Source organism: Microbulbifer rhizosphaerae, from assembly GCF_014191725.1.
GTDB classification, from domain to species: Bacteria; Pseudomonadota; Gammaproteobacteria; order Pseudomonadales; family Cellvibrionaceae; genus Microbulbifer; species Microbulbifer rhizosphaerae.
The window spans coordinates 70,786-94,431 of record NZ_JACHWZ010000022.1; the positions used below are offsets into that span (position 1 = coordinate 70,786).

The following is a 23,646-nucleotide window of genomic DNA, read 5'->3' on the forward strand; positions in this document are numbered from 1 at the left end:
ATTATTACCCTATAAAAAAAAGCCAAGTAATAAGTAATTGTTCCTTATCGGCTCTGGCTTTCATTTCCACAAACCTTTATAAAATTGCTCAGGCGTATAAATAATAATTTCCGCGACAGAAACCGTCGCAATTTTAAACCGGCCAATTTCAACTAATATCCAGAGGTAAATCCTATAGCGGTACCAGTGCAGTAACAGCGATAAACCCAGGGCGCGGACAGCGCCTGTCAGCCTGTCGGGGAGAGAGAAGTTGAATGCAGCAACCCTAGTCAACCCGAGCATTTGGCCACTGGTGGTCTACTGCCTCGCCGTTTTTGCACTGATCGCGCTAATGCTGGGCCTCTCCTACTTCCTCGGCCAACGCCGGCGCGATGCCGCCACCGACGAACCCTTCGAATCCGGCATCATCTCCCAGGGCAGCGCCCGTCTGCGGCTCTCCGTCGGCTACTACCTGGTCGCCATCCTGTTTATCGTCTTCGACCTCGAGGCCATCTACCTGTTCGGCTGGGCCGTCTCCTTCCGCGAGACCGGTTTGCTGGGCTTCGTCGAAGCGACTATTTTCATAGTGATACTGCTCGCCGGCCTGGTATACCTGTGGCGCCTGGGAGCGCTAGATTGGGGCGGCAGGCAGAGCAGCCTGGAGAAACGCAAGGAATATAGATAACGACAATAAGGAAGCACTATGCGCTGGCAGTTAACCAAAGCGGAAAATGTCATAGCGAGCAGTGGACTCACAGAAGGCGAAATTTTTTCCGAGGAAATAAAAAAGAATATTCTGCTCACAAAACTGGAGGACCTGGTGGCCTGGGGCAGAGCCAATTCCCTGTGGCCATTCAACTTCGGGCTCTCCTGCTGCTATGTGGAAATGGCCACCGCCTTTACCAGCCGGCACGATATCTCCCGGTTCGGCTCCGAAGTGATCCGCGCCACTCCCCGCCAGGCCGACCTGATCGTGATCTCCGGCACAGTGTTCATCAAGATGGCGCCGGTGCTGCAGCGTCTCTACGAACAGATGATGGAGCCGCGCTGGGTGATTTCCATGGGCTCCTGTGCCAACTCCGGCGGTATGTACGATATCTACAGCGTGGTGCAGGGCGTCGACCGCTTTATGCCGGTGGACGTTTATGTGCCCGGCTGCCCGCCGCGACCGGAGGCGCTGATGCAGGGGCTTACCCTGCTGCAAAAATCCGTCGCCGAAGACCGCCGCCCCCTGAGCTGGGTGGTGGACGAGCACGGTCCGAGGCAGATTCCCAAACCCAGCCAGCGCGACCTCCACCGGGAGACACGTATGTGCGCGGATAAATTGCGCACACCGGATACCGTCTGAATCCAGCGATATAGCCCTCTCTCCCGCAAGCGGGAGAGGGGAGTAAAGAATCACTTCCGGGAAAACCCAATGACCGGCGTAATCGCACAGAGTGTCCATATCGAGAGCCCCTACAGTGCGGAGGCGGAAGCCTTTATCGGTGATCTGCGCAGGGAATACGGACAGGCAGATTACTGGCTGCAGCCGGACTGCCTCGATATGCCCACTCTTTGGGTGGCGCCGGAAACACTGCTGCCGCTGCTGCGCCATCTCAAAACGGAAATCTCACGCCCCTTTCTTATGCTCTACGACCTCAGCGCCATCGACGAGCGCCTGCGGCTTCACCGCGGCGAGCGGGAAGCGCAGCAGCCGCAGAGCGATTTCACCCTGGTGTACCAGTTGCTCTCGCTGGAGCGGGACCTGTTTATCCGCATCAAGGTGGCGCTGCCGGAGTCCCGGCTGTCGGTTCCCTCCGCTATCCCGGTGTGGGCCTGTGCCAACTGGTATGAGCGCGAGGTGTGGGACCTGTTCGGCATCGGGTTTGTCGGTCATCCCAACCTGCGTCGCATCATGATGCCTTCCACCTGGCAGGGGCACCCGCTACGCAAGGATCACCACGCGCGAGCCACGGAAGTGGACCCTTTCAGCCTGTCGCCGGAAAAGCAGCGGGCGGAGCAGGAGGCGCTGCTGTTCAAGCCGGAGGAATGGGGCATGTCCCGCGCCAGCGACAGCTCCGAATTCATGTTCCTGAATCTGGGTCCCAACCACCCCAGTGTGCACGGGGTTTTCCGCGTGGCATTGCAGCTGGACGGCGAGAGGATCGTCGACGCGGTACCCGATATCGGCTACCACCACCGCGGCGCGGAAAAAATGGCCGAGCGCCAGGCTTGGCACAGCTATATCCCCTATACCGACCGCATCGACTATCTGGGCGGGGTGATGAACAACCTGCCCTATGTGCTGGCACTGGAACAACTGGCCGGTATCCCGGTGCCGCCGCGGGCACAGACCATCCGCGTGATGTTGTGCGAATTCTTCCGCATCGCCAGCCACCTGGTGTTCTACGGCACCTTTGCCCAGGACGTGGGGCAGATGTCGCCGGTCTTTTATATGTTCGTGGATCGGGAAAAGCTTTTCGGCATCATCGAAGCTATCACCGGTGGGCGTATGCACCCGTCCTGGTTCCGCATCGGCGGCGTCGCCCAGGACCTGCCGGAAGGCTGGGACAAAATGGTGCGGGAATTTCTCGACTATATGCCGAAGCGCCTGCGCGAGTACGAAGGCATGGTGCTGAAAAACAAGATACTGCAGCAGCGCACCCGGGGTATCGGCGTCTACAACACCGACGAGGCATTGGAGTGGGGCGCCACCGGCCCGGGGCTGCGCGCCACCGGCCTGGAATGGGACCTCCGCAAGCGCCGCCCCTACAGCGGCTACGACCAGTTCGAATTCGATATTCCCACCTACGACGGCGGCGACTGCTACGACCGCTGTCGCGTGCGCGTGGAAGAGATATGGCAGAGCCTGCGTATTATCCGCCAGTGCCTGGACAACATGCCCTCCGGACCATACAAATCGGACCACCCGCTGACCACGCCGCCGCTGAAGGCGCGCACCATGCACGATATCGAAACCCTGATCCAGCATTTCGTCAACAACAGCTGGGGGCCGGTGATGCCGGCGGGAGAAGTCTGCGTCGCGGTGGAAGCCACCAAGGGGTTGAACAGTTACCAGATTGTCAGCGACGGCGGCACCAATGCCTACCGCGCCAGAATCCGCACACCGTCTTTCCCGCACCTGCAGATGATTCCACTGCTTTCACGCGGACTGCTGGTGTCGGACCTCATTGCCATTATCGCCAGCATCGATTTTGTGATGGCGGATGTGGACCGTTAGGACTAATTGTTAGGGATGGGTTATGTCCAGCGTCTTTGAACCGGAAGTTGTGGAAGTAATGGATTTCAGCAAAGCGGACCGCAGCACCGAAACGCAGCTCAGTGCGGAGGAGAAGCGCGAGATAGACGCGGAATTTTCCCACTACGAGGATAAGGCCTCCGTCGGTCTGGAGGCCCTGCGCATCGTGCAAAAGCACCGGGGCTGGATTTCCGACCAGAGTCTGCAGGCGGTTTCCGACTACCTGGATATCCCCTCCGCCCAGCTGGAGGGTGTAGCCACCTTCTTTCAGCTGATCTTTCGCCAGCCGGTGGGCAAAGAGGTGATCCTGTTCTGTAAGAGCGCCAGCTGCTGGATCATGGGCTGCGCAAGATTACAGGCGCGCATCGAGCAAAAACTACAGATTGCTCCTGGGCAAACCAGCGGGGACGGAATCTTCACCCTTCTGGAAACGCCCTGCCTGGGGGATTGCGACAAGGCCCCGGTGATGATGGTGGGTGAGGAAATGCATCGCAACCTCACCGAGCAGAGTATCGACGAAATTATCGACAACAAGAAGCGTCGCCATGCTGACGAATCCACTGACTAAAAATATCGGTCCGCAGAATACCGCCATCGACTTGGCAGGCTACCGCGCCGCCGGCGGCTACAGTGGCTGGCGCAAGGCCCTGGCCGGCGATCCGGGCGACCTGGTCAAAATGGTACAGGACGCGGGCCTGCGCGGCCGCGGCGGAGCCGGCTTCAATACCGGCCTGAAGTGGAGCTTCGTTCCCCGGGGCGACGACAGCCCATCGATCAAGTACCTGGTGTGCAATGCCGACGAAATGGAACCCGGAACCTTCAAGGACCGGCTGCTGATGGAGCGGGACCCTCACCTGCTGATCGAAGGCATGGCCATCGCCGCCTATGCCATCGAGGCCCGCACCGCCTATATATTTATCCGCGGCGAATATCACACGGCCACCGCGCGCCTGGAAAAGGCCATTGCCGAAGCCCGGGAAGAGGGTCTGCTGGGGGAAAACATCCTCGGCACCGGCTACAGCCTGGAAATACATCTGCACTGCAGCGCCGGCAATTACATTTGTGGCGAAGAGACCGCCCTGCTCAATGCCCTGGAAGGCAAGCGGGCCGTTCCGCGGGCCAAGCCACCCTTTCCCCAGGTCAGCGGTCTCTGGGGCAAACCCACGGTGGTCAACAATGTGGAGACCTTCTGCAATATTCCCCATCTGATCGACCTGGGTGTGGACTGGTACAAAAGTTTGGGGCGGGGCGAGGACGCGGGCACGAAGCTGTTCGGCGTCAGCGGCAAGGTCAAGAATCCCGGCACCTGGGAACTGCCCATGGGCACGCCGATCCGGGAAATCATCGAAGTGCATGCCGGTGGTATGCGCGACGGATTGAAACTGAAGGGTTTTCTCCCCGGCGGCGGCTCCACGGATTTCCTCGGGCCGGAGCACCTGGATCTGCCGATGGATTACGACGCCATCGGCAAGTCCGGCAGCCGCATGGGTACCGGCACCATTATTGTGCTGGACGACAAAACCTGCCCGGTGGGCCTGGTGCTCAATCTCACTCAGTTTTTTGCCCGCGAGTCCTGCGGCTGGTGCACACCCTGCCGCGACGGCCTGCCCTGGGCAGTAAAAATTCTGCAGCGTATCGAGAACGGCGAAGGCCGCCTGGAAGACATCGGATTACTGCAGGAACAGGTCCGCTACATGGGCCCCGGCAACACCTTCTGCGCTCTGGCCCCCGGCGCCGCCGAGCCGATACAGAGCGCATTGAAACTGTTCGAACAGGACTTCGTGGAGCATATAGAAAAGGGATGCTGCCCTTACTTGTAGGAGAGGCCGTTGGCCGCCCTACAGGATCAACAACGGCGATAGAAATAATGGACTGAAAATGCCAACAATAACCATAGATGGCGATGATTACGAAGTAGAAGAAGGGCAAAACCTGCTCAGTACCTGCCTGTCCCTGGGAATCGACCTGCCCTATTTCTGCTGGCATCCGGCCATGGGCTCCGTGGGCGCCTGCCGCCAGTGCGCAGTGATTGAGTACAAGGACGCAGAAGATCACCGCGGCCGACTGGTAATGAGCTGTATGACCCCGATCAAGGATGGTGGTCTCTACTCGGTCACCGCCGAGCAGGCCCGTGAATTCCGTGGCAGCATTATCGAAGACCTGATGACCAACCACCCCCACGACTGCCCGGTGTGCGAGGAGGGCGGGGAGTGCCACCTGCAGGATATGACCGAGATGACCGGTCACACCAACCGCCGCTACCGGGGCACCAAGCGCACCCACCGCAACCAGTACCTGGGGCCCTTTATCAATCACGAGATGAACCGCTGCATCGCCTGTTACCGCTGCACACGGTTTTACCGCGACTATGCCGGTGGCACGGATCTTCAGGCACTGGGCCGCAACAACCAAGTCTATTTCGGCCGCCAGCAGGAGGGCGTGCTGGAGAACGGCTTCAGCGGCAACCTGGTGGAAGTCTGCCCCACCGGCGTGTTCACCGATAAAACCTTCAGCAAGCACTATGTGCGCAAGTGGGACCTGCAGACCGCCCCCTCCATCTGTGAGCACTGCGCGGTCGGCTGCAACACCGCGCCGGGTGCGCGGGAGGGCTGGGACGGCAAGGACCAGATGCTGCGGCGGGTAATCAACCTCTATCACCGGGAAATCAACGGATACTTTCTCTGTGACCGCGGCCGTTTTGGCTACGACTATGTCAATTGCGATGCGCGCCTGAAAGCAGTGCTGGCCGCGCGAACGGATACACTGATCGAATCCACCGCCGCGCGGGGCGAAAGAATCCACGGCGAAATACCCCCGCGGGAAGCCGTCGAACGGCTGGCCCAAACCCTGGCCCAGGCACAGAAAGGCCAGCGCCGGCTGATCGGCATCGGCTCGCCGCGCGCTTCCCTGGAAAATAATTTCGCCCTGCGCCAGTTGGTGGGCCCCGACAATTTTTATGCGGGCCTGGCAGAGCGGGATCTGCACCTGCTGCATCTGGTCGACGCCATACAGCGGGACCCGCGCATCCACAGCCCCACAACCCCGGAGATAGAGAGCGCCGATGCGATACTGATCCTGGGTGAGGATATTTCCAACACCGCACCGCGCGTCGGGCTGGCGGTGCGCCAAGCCGCCCGCAATCGGCAACGGAGGCAGGCACGCGAACTGAAAATTCCCCAGTGGCAGGACGCTTCGGTGCGCCAGCTGGATGGCGACCCCAGCCCGATTGCCGTCGCCGGATTTGAGGACAGCGGCCTCGACGATATCGCCAGTAGCCGCTTTCACGGCACTCCGGAAGAAATTGCCGCCTTTGGCCACGCCCTGGCGCAGTTGATTGCCGGCAAGCAGCCCGCAGAAGTGTCACCGGAATATTTGGAGATGGCACAGCAAATTTCCGAAACCCTGAGCGCATCGGAACGGCCGCTGGTGATTTCCGGCTGCGGCTGCCGGAGTGGAGAGATACTGCAGGCGGCCGCGCAACTGGCCACCGCGCTCGCGGACAGGAATTCCAATCCCTGCGCACTCTATCTGACCTGCCTCGAAGTCAACAGCCTCGGACTCGCACAACTGTGCACGGACGGCAAAAAAGCTCTCGACCACCTGCCCGGCGCGCTGCGGACGGAAGGCGAGGCGAAAAATCCCAGCAGCGTGATCGTACTGGAAAACGAACTCTGCCGCCGGGTGGATACAGCCACTGCGGACGAGATTTTTTCCCTCGCCGATGAGTTGATCGTGCTCGATCTTCTGCACAACCTGACTACCCGGCGGGCCGATCTGGTGTTCCCCGCCGCAGCCACTGTGGAATCCCAGGGCACGGTGATCAATAGCAACGGCCTGGCCCAATGCTTCTACGCTGTTTACGAGGGCCCGGGCTTCATCCAGGAAAGCTGGCGGTGGCTGGCTGATGCGGCTGCCTTTTGCCCGGAAAGCAATGCCCTTATCAGCACTATCGCCGATTGGAAACACTGCCACGACCTGAACCAGGCTATCGCGGAGGCCTTTCCGGAACTGGAAGTGGTTGCAGAGCTGGGCCCGGACGAGGACTTCCGCATCGACGGCCTCGAAGTCGCCCGGCAGAGCCACCGCTACAGCGGGCGCACGGCAATTTATGCCGACAAATCGGTGGCGGAACACAAGCCGGTCAAAGATCCCGATGCGCCGCTGGTGTTCTCCATGGAGGGCATTCAAGACCCGGACAAATCACCCCTGCAGGCGAATATCTGGTCCCCCGGCTGGAACTCCAACCAGGCACTGCACAAATTCCTGCAGGGAATCGGCGGCAAGCGGCGCTGCGGAAATGGGGGAAGGAAAATACAACGCGCTTCCAGGTCTCTGCCGGACTGGAAACCTGCAGTACAGCCGGCAGGTGAGGCAGAGGGGTTTCTTCTGCTTCCTATCTATCGGATGTTCGGCTCCGGCGAACTGAGTGCCATGGCCCCAGCCATTGCCAGCGTTATTGCCCAACCCTTTGTGCTGATCAACCGGCACGACGCAAAGCGCTTGGATATCGACGCCGGAGATCCACTGGAAATCACTGTCGGCGGCGACCGCTGCCAGCTTATCGCCGAAATCTCTGACTCTATTCCCTTCGGCAGCCTGGGCGTCCCCTACGGCTTTCCACAAGTGGAACCGCTGGGCACAGAGGCTCCGGCCAGGGGCCAGCTGCACCTGCTGCAACTGGAAACCGGAGGTGACCAATGAATACATCCCCGTGGGCTGCGCTGCTCAATATCTTCGGTGTGCTGCTGGTGGCGGTGCTGCTGGCCGCGCTGCTCACCTGGGGCGAACGCCGACTTCTGGGCTTCTGGCAGGACAGGCCCGGGCCGAACCGGGTGGGCCCCTTCGGCACACTCCAAGTAGTTGCGGATATGATCAAGCTGTTTTTCAAGGAGGATTTCGTTCCCAGATTTGCTGACATTCCCGTGTTTGTACTCGCCCCCACTGTGGTGATGGCGGCCATGCTACTGGGGTTCGCGGTGATTCCCGTGTCTCCGGCTATTGGCGTAATCGATCTCAATGTGGGACTGCTGTTTTTCCTCGCCATGTCATCCATGGCGGTATACAGCGTGGTTCTAGGCGGCTATGCCTCCAACAACAAGTACGCGCTCCTGGGCGGCCTGCGTGCCGCTGCCCAGACAGTTTCCTACGAAGTGTTTATGGGTTTGAGCCTGATGGGTGTGGTAATGATGTCCGGCAGCTTCAACCTGCGGGAAATCGTACAAGCCCAGGAAAATACCTGGTTTGTACTGCCGCAGTTTATCGGCTTCCTGGTATTTTTTATTGCCGGGATCGCCGAGAGCCACCGCCTGCCCTTCGATCTGCCGGAGGCGGAGCACGAGCTTACCGCCGGCTTTCACACCGAGTATTCGGGCATGAAATTCGGTATGTTTTTTGTGGGCGAGTACCTGTCGGTGATCCTGATCTCCGCACTGATCACCACACTGTTTCTCGGCGGCTGGCTGGGCCCCTGGTTGCCACCGGTGGTTTGGTTTTTATTGAAGACCAGTGTACTGATCGCACTATTTATCCTCTTGCGCGCCGCCCTGCCACGTCCCCGGTACGACCAGCTGATGCATTTCGGCTGGAAATTTATGCTGCCACTGTCCCTGGCCAACCTGCTTATTACAGCGGGAGTACTGCTATGGATTCAATAACGAGGGAGGCCTGCCATGATCGCTAGTCAGCTGCGCAGTATGTGGTTGGTGTTCAAACACCTTTTCAGTCGCAACGTCACAGTACAGTATCCGGACGAAAAGCCCTACCTGGCACCGCGATACCGCGGGCGCATCGTACTCACCCGCGATCCGGACGGCGAAGAGCGCTGTGTGGCCTGCAACTTATGCGCGGTGGCCTGCCCGCCGGACTGTATCTCCCTGCAGAAAACCGAAGACGAAGACGGCCGCTGGCGCCCGGCGTTTTTCCGCATCAACTTCTCCCGCTGCATCATGTGCGGCCTCTGTGAAGACGCCTGCCCCACCTACGCCATACAGCTGACCCCGGATTTCGAGATGTGCGAATACGACCGACAGAACATGGTGTACGAGAAAGAGGACCTGCTGATCAGCGGGCCGGGCAAGTACCACGATTACAGTTTCTACAATGTGGCCGGAAAGGCGATCGACGGCAAGGACAAGGGGCAGGCGGAAAATGAAGCGGAGCCGGTCAATATAAAGAGCCTGAATCTATGACCAATTATAGAAGAAAGCTCCCCTCTCCCGCTTGCGGGACAAATCGGCAGGATTGCCGATTTGGGCAGCGCAAGCTGGCCGAAGGCCGAGCGCCAAGGATGGCGCGAGCCATTGGGGCTGGGGGAGAGGGCAACCTCCAGTTGGCACGGGCAAGAAGTCTTCGTTCCAATGCTACCGATGCCGAACAGAAACTGTGGTATCACCTCCGCGCTCACCGATTTATGGGACTTAAATTCAAACGCCAGAAACCTATAGGCCGATATATCGTCGACTTCGTATGCCTGCAGCCGAAATTGATTATAGAGCTGGATGGCGGACAACACATGAATCAGGAGAAATACGATCAGCACCGGGATTCCTGGTTACAAGAACAGGGCTTTACTGTTCTCAGGTTCTGGAACAACCAAATCCTGAGTGAAACGTCGGCGGTACTGGACACCATCAGGCGCGAGGTATTGGCCCTCTCCCCCACCCCCTCTCCCGCAAGCGGGAGAGGGGAGCACGCACAGCGAGAAACAGAGTCATGTACTTCTATCTAACCGCCCTGGTCGCCATAGCCTCCACCACCATGGTGATCTTTAACCGCAACGCGGTCCACGCCCTGCTCTACCTGGTGGTCTCTCTGCTCGCGGTGGCGGTAATTTTTTACCAATTCGGCGCACCCTTCGCCGCGGCACTCGAGGTAATTGTCTATGCCGGTGCCATCATGGTGCTGATCGTGTTTGTGATCATGATGCTCAACCAGGGAGACAAGGCGGTAGCCCAGGAAAGCCAGTGGCTTCGGCCGGGAATCTGGTGGGGCCCGGGCCTGCTCTCGGCCATTCTTCTCCTGCAACTGGTTTTTATGCTGCGCGGTGGGCAGACGGCCGACAGCACGGCGCTGCATTACGTCGGTCCCAAAGAAGTGGGCATTGCGCTGTTCAGCCGCTACATACTCGCGGTGGAACTGGCCTCCATGCTGCTGCTGGCGGGCCTGGTGGGAGCCTTTCATCTGGCGCGGCAGAAGCGCAGGGAAGAGAGTGGAGTACAAGATGCCGATTGAAACCATTGCCGGTGGTGCCATGCATCAGGGGCTGATCCTCGCGGCCACCCTGTTTTGTCTCGGGCTGGCCGGACTTCTGGTGCGGCGCAATATCATTTTCATGCTGATGTGCATCGAGATCTGCACCAATGCCGCGGCACTGGCATTCGTAGTGGTAGGCGCTCACTGGGGCAATGCAGATGGCCAGGTAATGTACATCTTTGTGATTACCCTGGCGGCGGCGGAAGTGGCTGTCGCGCTGGCGCTGGTACTGCAATTCTATCGGCGCAGGCACACCGTGGATGTGGACCAACTGAACGGAATGCGAGGTTGATATGCGGGAACTGACCGGCTGGATTCTACTGCTGCCCCTGCTGGGCTTTTTGATACTGGCCGCGGTACCACTGTTCACCCGGCGCGAACTGCCGGAAAAAGTCAGCGCCACCATCGGTGTCGCCTCGGTGGGCTTGGCAGCACTACTAACCGCTGCAATCGCCCCACAGTTTTTCAATGATCCCGGCTATGTTTACTCGGTCTCATTGTGGTCCTGGCTGGATGTGGGCGGGCTGTCACTGGGATTTGATTTTTACCTGGACTGGCTGACCTTGGTAATGCTGGGCGTGGTAACCGGTGTGGGGTTCCTGATTCACCTGTACTCCGCCGGCTATATGCGCGGCGATCCCGGCTACCGCCGCTATTTCGCCTACCTGAACCTGTTTGTGTGCGCCATGCTGCTCCTGGTAATGGCGGACAACCTGGTGCTGCTGTACCTGGGCTGGGAGGGTGTGGGTCTGTGCAGCTACCTGTTGATCGGTTTCTGGTACCGGGACCCGGTCAACGGCGCCGCCGCACGCAAAGCGTTTATCGTCACCCGCATCGGTGACACCGCCATGGCCATCGGCCTGTTTCTGCTGTTCAGCCAGTTCGCCACCCTGAATATCCGCGAACTGCTCGCGGCCGGCAGCGCGCCGCAAGCCGATCCGCAAACACTCACCCTGGCCGCGCTGCTGCTGTTGGGGGGAGCCGTGGGCAAGTCCGCGCAGTTGCCGCTGCAGACCTGGTTGCCGGATGCCATGGCCGGCCCCACCCCGGTCAGCGCATTGATCCATGCGGCCACTATGGTGACTGCCGGTGTCTACCTGATTGCGCGCATGCACTCGCTCTTCGCACAATCACCCCTGGCAATGATGGCGGTTGCCGCGGTGGGTGCACTCACCCTGCTGCTGGCGGGTTGCAGTGCGCTGGTGCAGACGGATATCAAGCGGGTGCTCGCCTATTCCACCATCAGCCAGATCGGCTATATGTTCCTCGCCCTGGGGGTCGGAGCCTGGTCCGGGGCCATTTTCCACCTGATGACCCACGCCTTTTTCAAGGCACTGCTGTTCCTGGCCGCGGGCTCGGTGATCCTGAGCCTGCATCACGAGCAGAATATTTTCGCCATGGGCGGGCTGCGCCGGAAAATTCCGTTTACCTTTGCCTGCTTCCTGATCGGCTGCGCCTGCCTGGCCGCACTGCCGTTCACCTCCGGTTTCTACAGCAAGGACCGGATTCTGTTGCAGGCCTGGGAGCAATTCCATGGCTTCAACTGGATCTGGGCTGCGGGCGTTCTCGGTGCGCTGATTACCGGCCTCTACAGCTTCCGCCTGCTGTTCCTGGTGTTTTTCGGCAGGGAGGGCAGCGCCTCCAGCCACTGCGGGGATGCCAATACACGGGACATGGTTCTGCCGCTGCTGCTGCTGAGTGTGCTGGCACTGTTTGGCGGGCTACTGGCGCCCCCCCTGCAGTCCGTCTTCGGAGCTGCCGCCGCCTCGCATCCGCCAGTATGGGTGGAGTGGATTGCCATTGCCGCGCCCATCCTGGGAATTCTCTTTGCCTGGTGGCTGTTCCGCCGCGGTAGCTTCAGGGAAACGCAAACCGGCATCAATCTCTGGTGGCGGAGGGGCTGGGACTTCGACCGCCTGTATGAGGCTGTATTCAGCAAACCGTTCTTATGGCTGGCGCAGGTTAACCGCGGCGACTTTGTGGACGGTGCCTACCGCGGTGTGGCCGCGGCCAGCCGCCTGCTGAACCTCGGGGCCAGCGCCTTACAGACAGGCCAGATACGCTGGTACATGGCGAGCTTTGCACTGGGCTCGATTCTGATTCTCGCGCTACTGGTGGCACTATGACCCTGATCGCAATTATCCCAGTGCTCTTTCTCGGCGGTGCTCTCGCCTGGCTGGTAGAGCGGTCTGTCGAAGGGGGCAGCCGCTGGGTAACCCTGGCAAGCCTCCTGATCAGCTGTGTGCTCCTGGCCAGCTACTGGCCGCAGTTTTCACAGGCCGCCGGAGAGGCTTGGTGGGACAGCGTCCAGGCCCCCTGGATACCCCGATTCGGTATCAGTTTCTTTCTCGCCCTGGACGGCCTGGGCTTTTTGCTGTTGGCACTGACCCTGGCCATGGGCCTGTTCGGACTGATCGCCTCCTGGGACCAGATTCAATTTCGCCGCGGTTTTTTCTATTTCAATTACCTCTGGACCCTGGCGGGGGTGGCCGGTGTTTTTACCGCCATGGACCTGTTCCTGTTTTTCTTCTTCTGGGAAGTGATGCTGATTCCCATGCTGTTCCTGATTGCGGTGTGGGGGTACGAGCAGCGAATTTTCGCCGCGATCAAGTTCTTTATTTTTACCCAGGCCAGCAGCCTGCTGATGCTGGTGGCCATAGTCGCTCTGGTCTATCTCCACTACGACGCCAGCGGCCAGGTCACTTTCAACTATAGGGAGCTTATGGATTCCGAGATCCCTCTGGGCATCCAGTACTGGCTGATGCTGGGGTTCTTTATCGCCTTTGCGGTAAAACTGCCAGCGGTGCCGCTGCATCCCTGGCTTGCCGATGCGCACACCCAGGCGCCCACCGCGGGCAGTATTCTGCTGGCCGCAATCCTGCTCAAGACCGGTGCCTACGGCCTGCTGCGTTTTACCCTGCCGCTTTTTCCCGAAGCCAGTGCCGCCTTTGCGCCCCTGGCCATGACCATCGGGGCGATCAGCGTGGTCTACGGGGCGATTCTCGCCTTCGCGCAACAGGATATGAAACGACTGGTGGCCTATTCCAGTGTCAGCCATATGGGTTTTGTGCTGTTGGGAATCTACGCCCTCAATACCATCGCCATCCAGGGCGCGGTGATGCAGATGATCGCCCACGGTCTGAGCACCGCCGCTCTCTTTGCGCTGGTGGGCGCGCTGCAACAGCGGCTGCACACCCGGAATATGGCGCAGATGGGTGGGCTCTGGGCGCGTGTGCCCAAACTGGCTGCCATTGCGCTGTTTTTTGCCGTGGCCTCACTGGGTCTTCCGGGGTTGGGTAATTTTATCGCCGAGTTCCTGGTGCTGGTCGGCAGCTTCCCGGTCAACCGCTGGCTCACTGTGATTGCCGCCCTGGGTTTGGTCGGCGCCGCGCTCTATGCGCTGTGGATGATGCAACGGGTGTTTTTTGGCGAGGGGGAAAAGGCAGAGGAGGATAGTAAGGTCCACGACCTGAATGCACGGGAAGCCACAGCGTTACTGGTGCTGGCGGTCGGCCTCGTTTTCCTCGGCCTGCGCCCGCAGCCGGTATTCGATACCGCTGAGCCGGCGGTGGTGTACCTATTGGAACAAATGGAAAGCCCACAATCCCCAAATGCGGTAGCGGAATCCAGCCCTCCGAACAGTGATTCCAACGCTGTCCCGGCAAAAGGTACCACTAGCAGCACCACCATTTTGAATGCCATGGCACCCGGGAGTGAAACCCTATGAGCACCCAGGAACTTTTCGCCATCCTACCGCTGCTGGTACTGAGTGCCGGTATCGTGATCCTGCTGCTGCAGGTGTCCTTTATCCGGGGCCACCGGGCAGCACTGGCCACCACACTGGCGGTACTGGTCTCGGCCTGTGTGGCCTGCTTCGCGGTGGCCGGCCAGGTTTCCCGGGGGCCGGGCAGCATTGGGGTCACGGGGTTGCTGCTGGTGGACCACTATGCCCTGTTCTTCTGCCTGCTGCTCCTGTTCTCCGCAATCGCCGTGGCGGTGCTGGGATTCAATTACCTGAAACACCGCAGCGACAGCACAAGCTACCCCGAAGAATTCTATATCCTCTTGCTGCTGATGATGCTGGGAGCCAGCACCCTGGTCTTTGCCAGCCACTTCGCCAGCTTTTTCCTGGCGCTGGAACTGATGAGTTTGTCGCTCTACCCGCTGCTCGGCTTCGCGGTCAGCGGCGACCTGTCGCCCGAGCGGGATCAGCTGCTATCGCTGGAATCCGGGCTCAAATACCTGCTGCTCTCCGCGCTGGCCACCGCCCTCGGCCTGTTCGGTATCGCGTTGATCTACGCCGCCAGCGGCGCCCTCGATTTTTCCGGCATAGCGGTGGCCGCGCGACAGTTCGGCCAGGAATCCCCGCTGATGCTCGCCGGTTTGGCACTGCTGCTGATCGCCATGGCATTCAAGCTGTCCCTGGTGCCTTTCCATATCTGGACCCCGGACGTCTACCAGGGCGCTCCCACCCCGGTCACCGCACTGATCGCCACCGTCGGAAAAGGAGCCGTGGTGGCGCTGCTACTGCGCTTCTTTGCCGGTGTCGACCTGTTCGCCCTGCCCTCGCTCACTACCCTGCTGGCGTTTATGGCGGTGGCAAGTATGTTGATCGGCAACCTGCTGGCATTGCTACAAGGCAATATCAAGCGATTGCTGGCCTACTCTTCCATCGCCCATATCGGCTATCTGTTCGTCGCTTTCCTCATGGGCAACAGCGCCTTCGGTATCGAGGCTGTGGCCTATTACCTGGTGGCCTACGTGGTTACCACACTCGGTGCCTTCGCTGTAGTCAGCCTGGTAGCGGACTCGGCGCTGGCGCACACGCCGGGAGGGGGGCATCCCATCGCTGATACCGCAAGCGATCCCTTCCATCGGGACTATTACCGCGGCCTCTTCTGGCGCTCCCCCTGGCTGGCCGGTTGCCTGGCGGCCATGCTGCTGTCCCTGGCCGGCATACCGCTAACCATCGGCTTTGTGGGCAAGTTCTATATTTTCGCCGCCGGGGTCCAGGGGCAGATGTGGCTCCTGCTCGCGGCCGTAATCCTGGGCAGTGCGCTGGGGCTCTACTATTACCTGAGGCTACTGCTGGTGATGGTGCAGCGGGAGGAGCCGTCTTCTTCCGGCGCCAGTGGTGCGATACAGCTGGCAATATCCGGTCGCCTGCTGATGTTCTCCCTGACTGCCGTATTGCTGGTATTCGGTATCTTTCCGCAAATCTTGATCAACTGGATAAATGCACTATAAATGTATAAAAGGGCGATGATTGACGAGACTGCTTTGCCACCATAAAGACATGACAAAGGCAAGTTCATGAAAACTTTCAAACAGGCGTATGAAGTGCTCAAGGACGCGCGCAAGTTCCATCTGGATATGGCCGACCTGTACGAAGAGCTTCTGGAAAAGTCCACCGACAAGCGCACCCAGTTGCTGCTCAAGCATATGCTGGAACACGAGCAGCGCATGGCCAAGAACCTGGAAAACTACGGCGAGATCGCCAAACACAAGGTCATGCAAACCTGGCTGCAATACACTCACGAAGAATCCGCCGAGGACTTCGTCAAGCACCTGCATTTGAGCGACCCTCCAAACATCAAGGAAATCAATAACCTGGGGCGGGAAGTGGACCGCTATTTTCACGACCTTTACGAAGCCGTGTATGGCGCCATCGAATCGGCAGAAGTGAAAGAAGTTTTCGAGGATCTGAAGCAGATACAGGACAAGGAGCGGATTACCCTGTCTATGGCCACCAATTCATTGTGGGATATGTAGCCGCCAAGAGCCCGCGTGATATATATAAAGAATATCCGCTATCAAGGCAGGGATGTTTTGTATCAATTAAAATTCAAAGCGTGTTCTTGATAACTGTTTGCTGTTTGCTGTTTGCTGTTTGCTGTTTGCTGTTTGCTGTTTGCCGGCAGCATCTGCGGCACTGGGGTTTTCATCCAGAGATCTGCAGATCTACACTGCTGATCTCCCACCGAAAATTTATCCCCAACGGCAACGCATAGTGCTCACTTACATCCACGAATATTTCCTAACGGCAACCCTGCACAAGAGGCAGATTACGACTATAAGTTCACACTCTTTTACGAAGAACCATTTTTTAAGACCGTTGAACCTATTCAATTATTATGCATCACTTTTTAAACATGTACTATCATCTTTCATATAAAGAATTTCATTGACCTTAGAAATAGCCAAAACACCAACGAAGGGCTTCGGAGTACCATACACCACTACATTTTGATCAATACAATATTCTTTTATTTCTGTATTGCCCCTCTTCATCAAATATATCCTTGCCGAATTCGCCATCACACTATCAAGTTTAGAAGCTTTCTCATTTTCATATATATATAATTTTTTCTCCTTCCTTGCCAAAAACCCTCTTACAATCACTTCACGCCCCGAATAGTCTTCAAACTTATCGATTAACTCTTGTGAGGAAATATATGGCTTACCCTTATTACAGCCAACAACAAGAGCTACGCAGCTAAGCATTAACAACTGCCATTTCCAGAAATAACATAGCATCGGATACCTCCATTACTGCTAGCTTGCACTTCATAAATAGTATTAGTTGCTTGCATATCAATATACACAAGGATATTTTCACTATAATTAATACTTGCCAACCTTGCAATATTTGGATTAAACGCATTTCCTGGGGCGACATTTACAACGATGGCTGCCAATTTTTCAGTATTGAATCTTCCCCCTCCCCACGCTGCACCGACAGGTGCTCCATAACCAAGGGCCAAGTTCCAACCGTCTGCCCCTTCAAATGACGGACCAGTAGCATAGGTAAAATAAACTTCGGAGAGATCAAGCCAAAGAAATCCTGCCCACAGCTCCTCCCGATAAACTGGAGCTCCAATATTTTGACCAGAAAATGCTTCTGCCCAGTTCAACTCGTCAGGAAGCTCGTTTTTTAGACGAGGAATACTGTTTCGTAATTGACGTCCCGTATGAATAGATCGTTCAAGAGCCTGTGTCATGCTATTAGCTTTACGCTGATATGGTTCTATCTTTTCTTCCTCTAAGAGCCTCGCAGCAGCGTTAAAAAACACCGCTAAAAATCCATAGCCTCCAAAACCTTTGTCGTCTCCGACCGGATCTTCTCCAGTTTCATTTAATGCCATAAAAAACGAGCCACTAAATGCTCCATTGGTAAAGTTTCCATCTGTCACTGAGCTCACTGATCCAGCACTAGAAGCATCAGCTATTTCAGCTCCTCCCCCAGAGGTCGGGATAGACATCATATTGGCAACGGCGGCCGCCGCATACAAGATTCCCGCGGCATTGTTACCATTACTAAAGGCGTTCGCGGCAGCGTCCATAGCCTCATAGGCATGCAGCATCTGGCTGGGACCGCCAAACCACCAATTTCTTAATGCTGTACCCGCTCCCGGATAAAAATAGTCGAGAACAATAGACCCAATTACGACTATGCCATCTAGTATACTGGCTGCCGAATAGCCACTGGGGTCTATCGCATTCAGTGAATTGTTTAATGTATATGCATAGCGATTAAATGACTGCGTATAACTCGGGAACTGTATAAATGGGTCTGCCTGCATGAATCGGCCAAATCTAGCATCGTAGACCCTTCCGTTCATATGGACCAGGCCCACTTGGTCCAGCATTTCGTGGCCGGTGTAGCCTCTTGTCGTGAGGCTAGTGTCGAAACCGGTGAGATGTGCTTCGATCAGGTCGGTCCAGCCCTGGGCGTTCCTTCTCTGGCCCCAAGAGTCGAAGGAAAGTTCCTGAATGACTGTACCGCTTTTGTCGGTGATTACGTCCACTGAACCTAGGTGATCCTTGTGCATGTAGTGGCTTTTTCGCTCGCCCCCTGCGATTGTGACCACGGCGCCGCCAGGCAGGTAGCGCTTGATCTCTTGGGTATCGCCGGGCTTCGTGATTATTTCGACATTGCCAATGTAGCGGGTTTCGACGACTTGACCACTGCTGTCGGTATCGACGCGTAGGTAGCGGCTTCGATCCGGCCCGTATTTAAACACGGTTGTGTGGCTATCTTTTGTAATGGTGAGCGGCTTGTCGAAGGTGCTGTACTGCAAGCTTCGATTGTTGTCGCTGATCACATTGCCATTGGGGTCGTACACCAGAGAGTCGAGTATATTTTCACCTGTTTCGCCCGAGGTGACTTGGCATAACGCATGTGGCCCGGCGGCTACCTCTTCAGCACACTGACTGCCGTAACGGTAGTGTCCCACGTCAGACTTGTAGGTGATATTGCCGAGTCCGTCGTAGTTCACCGTCTGGGCCGCGCGGCCGCTGACCTGGGCACTCTTCAGACGATTGAGGCCATCATACTGGAACTCCTCGAACAGATTCTTGTCACCGCTGCGGTTGCGGCGATTTTCCAGATTGCCAAGGTTGTCCCAATGGTAAGTGAGGTCCTGCACTTGACTGATGCCGAGTACCGACGCGGTCTGGTATTTGAGGCGGCCGGTGGCGGAGTCGTATTCCCGTCCAGTGACCACGCCGTTGCCCTGGCGAAATTTGGTGACGTTGCCGCGCTCGTCCATGGCGAGGACGGTGTAGAAGGTTTCCGCGCTGGCCTGGTTAATGTTTTCGGCGTCCACAACGGCTTGTAGGTAACCGTATTGGTTATAGACGTTCTCGATGGCGCTAGAGCGCCAAGTGCCGTCGCCGCCGGCATCGAATTGCTGGAAGACACGACCGTATTGATCGTAGGTCATCTTCTCGAAGTGGTCGTCGCCCTCCTGCAGAATATCGAAAGAGGTGACGGCGTCGCGGGGCCGACCGAAACCGTCGTAGCCGTGGATTTTGGTATAGCCGGATTCGATATCCATGACGTGATCAAGGGCACCGGGCGGGACCGATTCGTTCCATTGTGGACTGTTGTTGTAGATCCACTCGGTGTCGCCTTCGACGCTGCCGGCTGCACGGTAGTCTATGCGGCGCACCAAACGGCCGAGGCGATCGTAGCTGTTGTTCACCACTTGGCCCTTGGCATCCTTCTGCCATTTCAGTTCGCCGAAGCCGTTGTAGTGGTATTCCCAGGGTCTGGGATCGGGGTCTCCGTTATGGATGAAGTTCCCACCCTTGTCTGGGTCCATCATCCAAATCTTGCGCCCGAGCTTGTCGTAACGCATCTCAGTGATCGGGCTCTGGGTGCTGTCCGATGCCTTTCTGGTGACAAAACGGAGGTTACCCAAGGCATTGTAACGGTATTCAATTTCGCCGCCGAGGTTGTCCCTAACGTAAATCAGTTCACCCTTGGCATTTTGGGTCTCCGTCTTGGTATGGCCCTCGGGGTTGACGGTGACGGTGGTGTAGCCCTCATAGTCCACATGGACGTCATGCGGGAGACCATTCGTGCCGGTGATGCCGTTGTTGTTGAGAGTGCCCGGAAGGTCGGTACCCACGACGCGGCCGAGGAGGTCATAGTCCATAGCGGTCCAGTACCGGGCGCTCCCGGGACTGCCGCTGTAGGGCTCGGATTTGCGGGCGACGCGGCCCAGGTTATCGTACTCGGTGTCGGCGTAGACCCAACTGCCGTCGAAGCCGCGGGTGGCGCTGCGGGTTTCCCGGGCGAGGAGGTCAAGGCAGGTCAGGGATTCTGCGCCGCCGGCGCCTTTGACCGTCTGCTGGTAGGCGCTGTCCACGGGGCAGTGGCCGCCGGGGGCGGATAGCAACGTTATGCTGTGGGCGCCGGTCTGGGTGTATTCCAGAACCTTGCGGCCGAAGGCGTCGTACTCGAACAGGGTCTGGACGCCGGCGATGTCCTCCACCAGGGTGGGCAGGCCCAGAGCGTTGCGGTCCAGTACTCTGCTGGTTACCTGGCGGTAGGCGTTTTCCTCCGCTTCCAGATAGCGGCCCTGGCCGCCCTGGTAGGTCCAGCGGCTGCTGCGGGGCTCTTCGCCCGCAGTGGTCTGGGTGGCGGTTTCCTTGTTGCCGAAGTCGTCGTAGGTGTAGCGGGTGGTGAGTTCGAAGTCGGTGTCCGGTTCGATTTTCTCCCATTCGAGCAGGCCGGCTTCCGGGCCGCTGGAATAATAATCGAAGCGGCTGGTGCGCTCGACTTCATCCGTTACGCCGTTTTCGGTACGGGTGTGGGTAACGGTCGTTTTCACCAGGCGACCCAGTTCCGGGTAGCCGGAGAGTTCGTGGTCGCTGTTGGCAAAGGTCAGGCTGCGGCCCTTGCCGTAGTCGTTCTGCGTATCGGTAATGAAAGTGTCGCCGTTGGCCGCCCGGGTGGTGACGGTGATTCCCTCGGGATTGCCGTGGTTGTCGTACTCGTTGACCGTGGTAACGGTCTTGAGCAATTCGCCCTGCGCAGCGCCGTTATTTTCCAGCGCATAGGACTGCTCGACACTTTCCGCCAACCAGGGCTGCAACGGACCCAATGCCGCACTGCCGTCCGCCAGCGCGGTGGACCGCCAGCCGGATTGCCAGGCCTTGCCGTTGGACTTTTTCAGCTTCCAGGTGTTGGTGGATCGGCTGAGCAGTTTATCGTCCTCGGTTTTCACCTCGGTGCTCAGGGGGTAGCCCTGGAAGGGGAAGTCCTGGCGATAAGTCGTGATGGTCTCGACACCGGTCTGCTCGTCGACGGTGCGCAGTTTCTCGAAGCCGAGCAGGCCGCGGCCGCCGGCCTGGAGTTTGGCTTGGGCGTAGTGGTAGCTGATGGCGCTCTTGGCAGAGGCATCCCCGGCAACGGGCGCGCTTCCGTCCATGCGGGTGACCACGTACATGGGGCCCATCAACTCCATCGTGGCAGAGAGTTTGCCCAGGCGATCTTCGCCGGTCCAGGGATCATTCAGGGCGCTGTAGAAGCTCTCGGTATCGGCCACCTGGAACTGGCTGCACCATTCCAGATCTACTTCCGGTTCGTAGTGGCAGCGGTTTTCGGTGGTGGTACCCAAAGCCAGGCGGGCATAGTGGCCGCTGTTGCTGAGGGAGCCGTAGCTGATTTCGGTTTCCGCGCCCAGGCCGTTGGTGATTTTTTCGATCACATTGACTGGGACTCGGAAGTCAGTGGCCGGGTAGAAGTAGGCCCGGTCGTCCTCAATGCGCGCATAGTCAGTGACGCCGTCGCCGTCCATATCGGCGAACATATGTAGGGCGTGTTCATCACTACTGGTGGTGCGGAAGTCATCCACTCCTCCGAACTTCTGCTCAAGGCTGTACCAGCGGCGGACCCGCAGTCGCCGGAGTTCCACATCGTGCCAGACCAAGTCCTGGGCACCGTCGTTGTCGTAGTCGAACCACTGCAGTTGGGCTTTTTCAGGCATGACGCCGAGGCTGACCGCGTTTTCAAAACCCTGGCCAGCATTCAGCCGGTAGCCGTAGCGGGCGCTGTCTTCCGGGAGTTCGTCCTCGTCTTCGCGGTCAATACCATCCTGCAGGATCAGATCGGCAAGGCCGTCGCCGTTGATGTCAACGACATGAACTTTTTGCTTGAGGTTCCCGTGGCGCTCGAGCGCATCGACGCTAGAATCGCGATTTTTTGATTCGAAGTCTTCCCCAGACTGCCCGAAGTCCAGCAACTTGCCGCGGTTGACCAGCCGGTAACCACCCTGCGCATCGCCTTCGATGGATACCCGGTAGGCGCGGGTGTGTTGTTCCTGCAGCCAACCCGGCCGGCGACCTGTCCCCACCCGGGTCACTTTGGTGTCGAATAGGATCAGATTGACGCGACCATCTCCGTTGAAGTCCCCAGCCGCGCTGGGGCTCAGATAATGCTCGCGGGACTGGTTGTCGGGGTCTTCCAGTGTCCAGGATTCCAGCCCCTGGACCGTCAGCGGCTCCTTGGCGGCAAAGCGGTAGTAGTGGTGGGAACTGATAGGTTCATTCGGATCTATCTCCATCAGCCAGTAGCCATCGCTGCTGACAGCATCGACCAGGCCGTCGCCGTTAATATCGATAAAGCACACGTCCTTGTCATCCAGACCCTCAGCCACCAAGTAGCTGCCGTCCAGCAGCCAAGTGTCGTTGCCTTGGGGGCGGGACAGAACGATGCGCCACTCCTCAGCCTTTTTCGCGTAGAAGGCCAGGTCGGCGCGGCCGTCGCCGTTGTAGTCCATCATTTCCCAGCGGTAGGGGTTCTTGCCCACATTGGCGGAGTCGCTGTGGGCGAGACGCTCGGGACCGAAGCCGTCCTCGGTGGCTAGGACGTATTTGAAGTACTGGTCGTGAACCTCGCCGTCCAGGTCCCAGTCCGGTTCCAGCCAGATCAGGTCCATGCGCCCGTCGCCGTTGATATCCGCCGGAAGCGCGCCCACCGCAGCGCGGTCTCGCTGGGTGCTGAGCGTTACGACATCCCGGGGGCTGGCAGCGAAGCTGCCGGGCAGGGGCAGACGCCAGTCGAAGACGGTATCAGGCTGGCAAAGGGTGCCGTTGGGGCCGGCACACTGGCGGATGCGTTCGAGGCGACTGAGGTTGTCGCGGGGATCGCTCAGGTATTCCAGTGTGTAGCGGCGCACTTCCTGCAGGCCATTGCCGCTGTCATTCTGCACGCGAATGCGGCTTAGGCGTTTTTTGGTTTGCAGCAGCTCGCCCGCCAGATAGCCGCTGATGGGATCTTGCCGACCGTCGTAGTCGAACACCACCTTGGCACCGGCGCTGCCGCCGCTGGTGTAGGCGTAGCGGATTTCGCGGATGCGGTGGCCATCGCTGGTGGTATAAACAAATTCAATACCGTTTTCGGCGCTGTCCTCGAAGCGACTGATGGCCCAGGTGAGCGTGCCCTGCCCAGTGGTTTGTTTGGCACGGTTGCCACTGCCGTAGTAGCTGATGGAGCCGTCCTTGCGCTCGACGGTGAAGTAGGCCGGGTGCCCCGCTGTGCCACCGTGAGCTTTGATCAGGGCGAAGCTGTCGATTTCGGTGCGGTACAGACTACCGGGTTTACCGTAGGTACCCTCTTCAAGCGCCAGCAGCCGCTGGCCGTCCAGGCAGAAGCGGTCTTCGCTGCTCCAGGTGATGGCCTTGGCTTGGCCGTCCTGCCCCAAGGTCTGTCGGCAGCGGCTGATGGCGGAGAGGCCGCCCAGGGCCCAGCCGTGGCCCAGCAGGCCGTTGCCGCTCTGGCTGGAGTAGTTGAGGGAGAGTTCCGGGGCCACGCCGGCGGTGCCGGCGGGCAGGCTCAGGGGAATACTGTAGGTGGCCGCGCCGGATTCGTTGACGCGAAAGTC

At 58.6% G+C, this 23,646-nt stretch carries 17 protein-coding genes; 15 read left to right on the plus strand and 2 right to left on the minus strand.

Going from position 1 to position 23,646, the window contains the following annotated elements; all coding sequences use genetic code 11:
- Window positions 1–250: 250 nt before the first annotated feature.
- From ndhC to FHS09_RS18835, 15 genes are all read left to right on the plus strand, one after another.
- Complete coding sequence (gene ndhC, locus FHS09_RS18765) at window positions 251–664, plus strand: NADH-quinone oxidoreductase subunit A (protein ID WP_343057524.1); 414 nt, start codon at window positions 251–253, stop codon at window positions 662–664.
- An 18-nt stretch (window positions 665–682) separates the two neighbouring features.
- Window positions 683–1,327 carry a NuoB/complex I 20 kDa subunit family protein gene (locus tag FHS09_RS18770; protein ID WP_183462769.1) on the plus strand — a complete coding sequence of 215 codons (645 nt, stop codon included), beginning with the start codon at window positions 683–685 and terminating at the stop codon, window positions 1,325–1,327.
- A 69-nt stretch (window positions 1,328–1,396) separates the two neighbouring features.
- Window positions 1,397–3,202, plus strand: coding sequence for an NADH-quinone oxidoreductase subunit C/D (nuoC, locus tag FHS09_RS18775; protein WP_183462771.1), 1,806 nt, complete (start codon window positions 1,397–1,399; stop codon window positions 3,200–3,202).
- Between the two features lie 22 nt (window positions 3,203–3,224).
- Window positions 3,225–3,788, plus strand: a complete 564-nt coding sequence (nuoE, locus tag FHS09_RS18780; protein ID WP_183462773.1) for an NADH-quinone oxidoreductase subunit NuoE — start codon at window positions 3,225–3,227, stop codon at window positions 3,786–3,788.
- A complete protein-coding gene (gene nuoF / locus FHS09_RS18785; protein WP_183462775.1) occupies window positions 3,766–5,040 on the plus strand; it encodes an NADH-quinone oxidoreductase subunit NuoF in 1,275 nt (424 codons plus the stop codon). The genes nuoE and nuoF overlap by 23 nt, the downstream gene beginning before the upstream one ends.
- Window positions 5,041–5,098: 58 nt before the next feature.
- Window positions 5,099–7,921: an NADH-quinone oxidoreductase subunit NuoG gene (gene nuoG / locus FHS09_RS18790; protein WP_183462777.1), complete on the plus strand. Its 2,823-nt coding sequence runs from the start codon at window positions 5,099–5,101 to the stop codon at window positions 7,919–7,921.
- Window positions 7,918–8,874 (plus strand): NADH-quinone oxidoreductase subunit NuoH, encoded by a 957-nt coding sequence (nuoH, locus tag FHS09_RS18795; protein WP_183462779.1) that lies wholly within the window; start codon window positions 7,918–7,920, stop codon window positions 8,872–8,874. Before nuoG ends, nuoH begins: the two co-directional genes overlap by 4 nt.
- Before the next feature lie 15 nt (window positions 8,875–8,889).
- Complete coding sequence (gene nuoI, locus FHS09_RS18800) at window positions 8,890–9,408, plus strand: NADH-quinone oxidoreductase subunit NuoI (RefSeq protein WP_221192117.1); 519 nt, start codon at window positions 8,890–8,892, stop codon at window positions 9,406–9,408.
- Window positions 9,409–9,506: 98 nt separating this feature from the next.
- Window positions 9,507–9,947: an endonuclease domain-containing protein gene (locus tag FHS09_RS23440; RefSeq protein ID WP_183462819.1), complete on the plus strand. Its 441-nt coding sequence runs from the start codon at window positions 9,507–9,509 to the stop codon at window positions 9,945–9,947.
- Complete coding sequence (gene nuoJ / locus FHS09_RS18810) at window positions 9,932–10,450, plus strand: NADH-quinone oxidoreductase subunit J (protein WP_183462781.1); 519 nt, start codon at window positions 9,932–9,934, stop codon at window positions 10,448–10,450. Before FHS09_RS23440 ends, nuoJ begins: the two co-directional genes overlap by 16 nt.
- The gene (gene nuoK / locus FHS09_RS18815) at window positions 10,440–10,763 is read left to right on the plus strand and encodes an NADH-quinone oxidoreductase subunit NuoK (protein WP_425487782.1); all 324 of its coding nucleotides are present in this window, start codon (window positions 10,440–10,442) and stop codon (window positions 10,761–10,763) included. Before nuoJ ends, nuoK begins: the two co-directional genes overlap by 11 nt.
- 1 nt (window position 10,764) lies before the next feature.
- Window positions 10,765–12,597: an NADH-quinone oxidoreductase subunit L gene (gene nuoL / locus FHS09_RS18820; protein ID WP_183462783.1), complete on the plus strand. Its 1,833-nt coding sequence runs from the start codon at window positions 10,765–10,767 to the stop codon at window positions 12,595–12,597.
- A complete protein-coding gene (nuoM, locus tag FHS09_RS18825; protein WP_183462785.1) occupies window positions 12,594–14,198 on the plus strand; it encodes an NADH-quinone oxidoreductase subunit M in 1,605 nt (534 codons plus the stop codon). Before nuoL ends, nuoM begins: the two co-directional genes overlap by 4 nt.
- Complete coding sequence (locus FHS09_RS18830) at window positions 14,195–15,718, plus strand: NADH-quinone oxidoreductase subunit N (protein ID WP_183462787.1); 1,524 nt, start codon at window positions 14,195–14,197, stop codon at window positions 15,716–15,718. The genes nuoM and FHS09_RS18830 overlap by 4 nt, the downstream gene beginning before the upstream one ends.
- Window positions 15,719–15,784: 66 nt before the next feature.
- Window positions 15,785–16,243, plus strand: coding sequence for a hypothetical protein (locus FHS09_RS18835; RefSeq protein WP_183462789.1), 459 nt, complete (start codon window positions 15,785–15,787; stop codon window positions 16,241–16,243).
- A 360-nt stretch (window positions 16,244–16,603) separates the two neighbouring features.
- Here the strand turns inward: FHS09_RS18835 and FHS09_RS18840 are convergent, their stop codons facing one another.
- Window positions 16,604–16,975, minus strand: a complete 372-nt coding sequence (locus tag FHS09_RS18840) for a hypothetical protein (RefSeq protein WP_183462791.1) — start codon at window positions 16,973–16,975, stop codon at window positions 16,604–16,606.
- Window positions 16,975–23,646 (minus strand): RHS repeat-associated core domain-containing protein (locus tag FHS09_RS18845; RefSeq protein WP_183462793.1); only part of this gene is annotated, 6,672 nt, incomplete at its 5' end. The genes FHS09_RS18840 and FHS09_RS18845, both read right to left, overlap by 1 nt.

Excerpts from the sequence above, each read along its gene's own strand:
- FHS09_RS18770 (WP_183462769.1), top strand. The coding sequence starts at position 683 with ATGCGCTGGCAGTTAACCAAAGCGGAAAATGTCATAGCGAGCAGTGGA.
- nuoC (WP_183462771.1), top strand. The coding sequence starts at position 1,397 with ATGACCGGCGTAATCGCACAGAGTGTCCATATCGAGAGCCCCTACAGT.
- nuoE (WP_183462773.1), top strand. The coding sequence starts at position 3,225 with ATGTCCAGCGTCTTTGAACCGGAAGTTGTGGAAGTAATGGATTTCAGC.
- nuoF (WP_183462775.1), top strand. The coding sequence starts at position 3,766 with ATGCTGACGAATCCACTGACTAAAAATATCGGTCCGCAGAATACCGCC.
- nuoG (WP_183462777.1), top strand. The coding sequence starts at position 5,099 with ATGCCAACAATAACCATAGATGGCGATGATTACGAAGTAGAAGAAGGG.
- nuoH (WP_183462779.1), top strand. The coding sequence starts at position 7,918 with ATGAATACATCCCCGTGGGCTGCGCTGCTCAATATCTTCGGTGTGCTG.
- nuoI (WP_221192117.1), top strand. The coding sequence starts at position 8,890 with ATGATCGCTAGTCAGCTGCGCAGTATGTGGTTGGTGTTCAAACACCTT.
- FHS09_RS23440 (WP_183462819.1), top strand. The coding sequence starts at position 9,507 with ATGGCGCGAGCCATTGGGGCTGGGGGAGAGGGCAACCTCCAGTTGGCA.
- nuoJ (WP_183462781.1), top strand. The coding sequence starts at position 9,932 with ATGTACTTCTATCTAACCGCCCTGGTCGCCATAGCCTCCACCACCATG.
- nuoK (WP_425487782.1), top strand. The coding sequence starts at position 10,440 with ATGCCGATTGAAACCATTGCCGGTGGTGCCATGCATCAGGGGCTGATC.
- nuoL (WP_183462783.1), top strand. The coding sequence starts at position 10,765 with ATGCGGGAACTGACCGGCTGGATTCTACTGCTGCCCCTGCTGGGCTTT.
- nuoM (WP_183462785.1), top strand. The coding sequence starts at position 12,594 with ATGACCCTGATCGCAATTATCCCAGTGCTCTTTCTCGGCGGTGCTCTC.
- FHS09_RS18830 (WP_183462787.1), top strand. The coding sequence starts at position 14,195 with ATGAGCACCCAGGAACTTTTCGCCATCCTACCGCTGCTGGTACTGAGT.
- FHS09_RS18835 (WP_183462789.1), top strand. The coding sequence starts at position 15,785 with ATGAAAACTTTCAAACAGGCGTATGAAGTGCTCAAGGACGCGCGCAAG.
- FHS09_RS18840 (WP_183462791.1), bottom strand. The coding sequence starts at position 16,975 with ATGCTTAGCTGCGTAGCTCTTGTTGTTGGCTGTAATAAGGGTAAGCCA.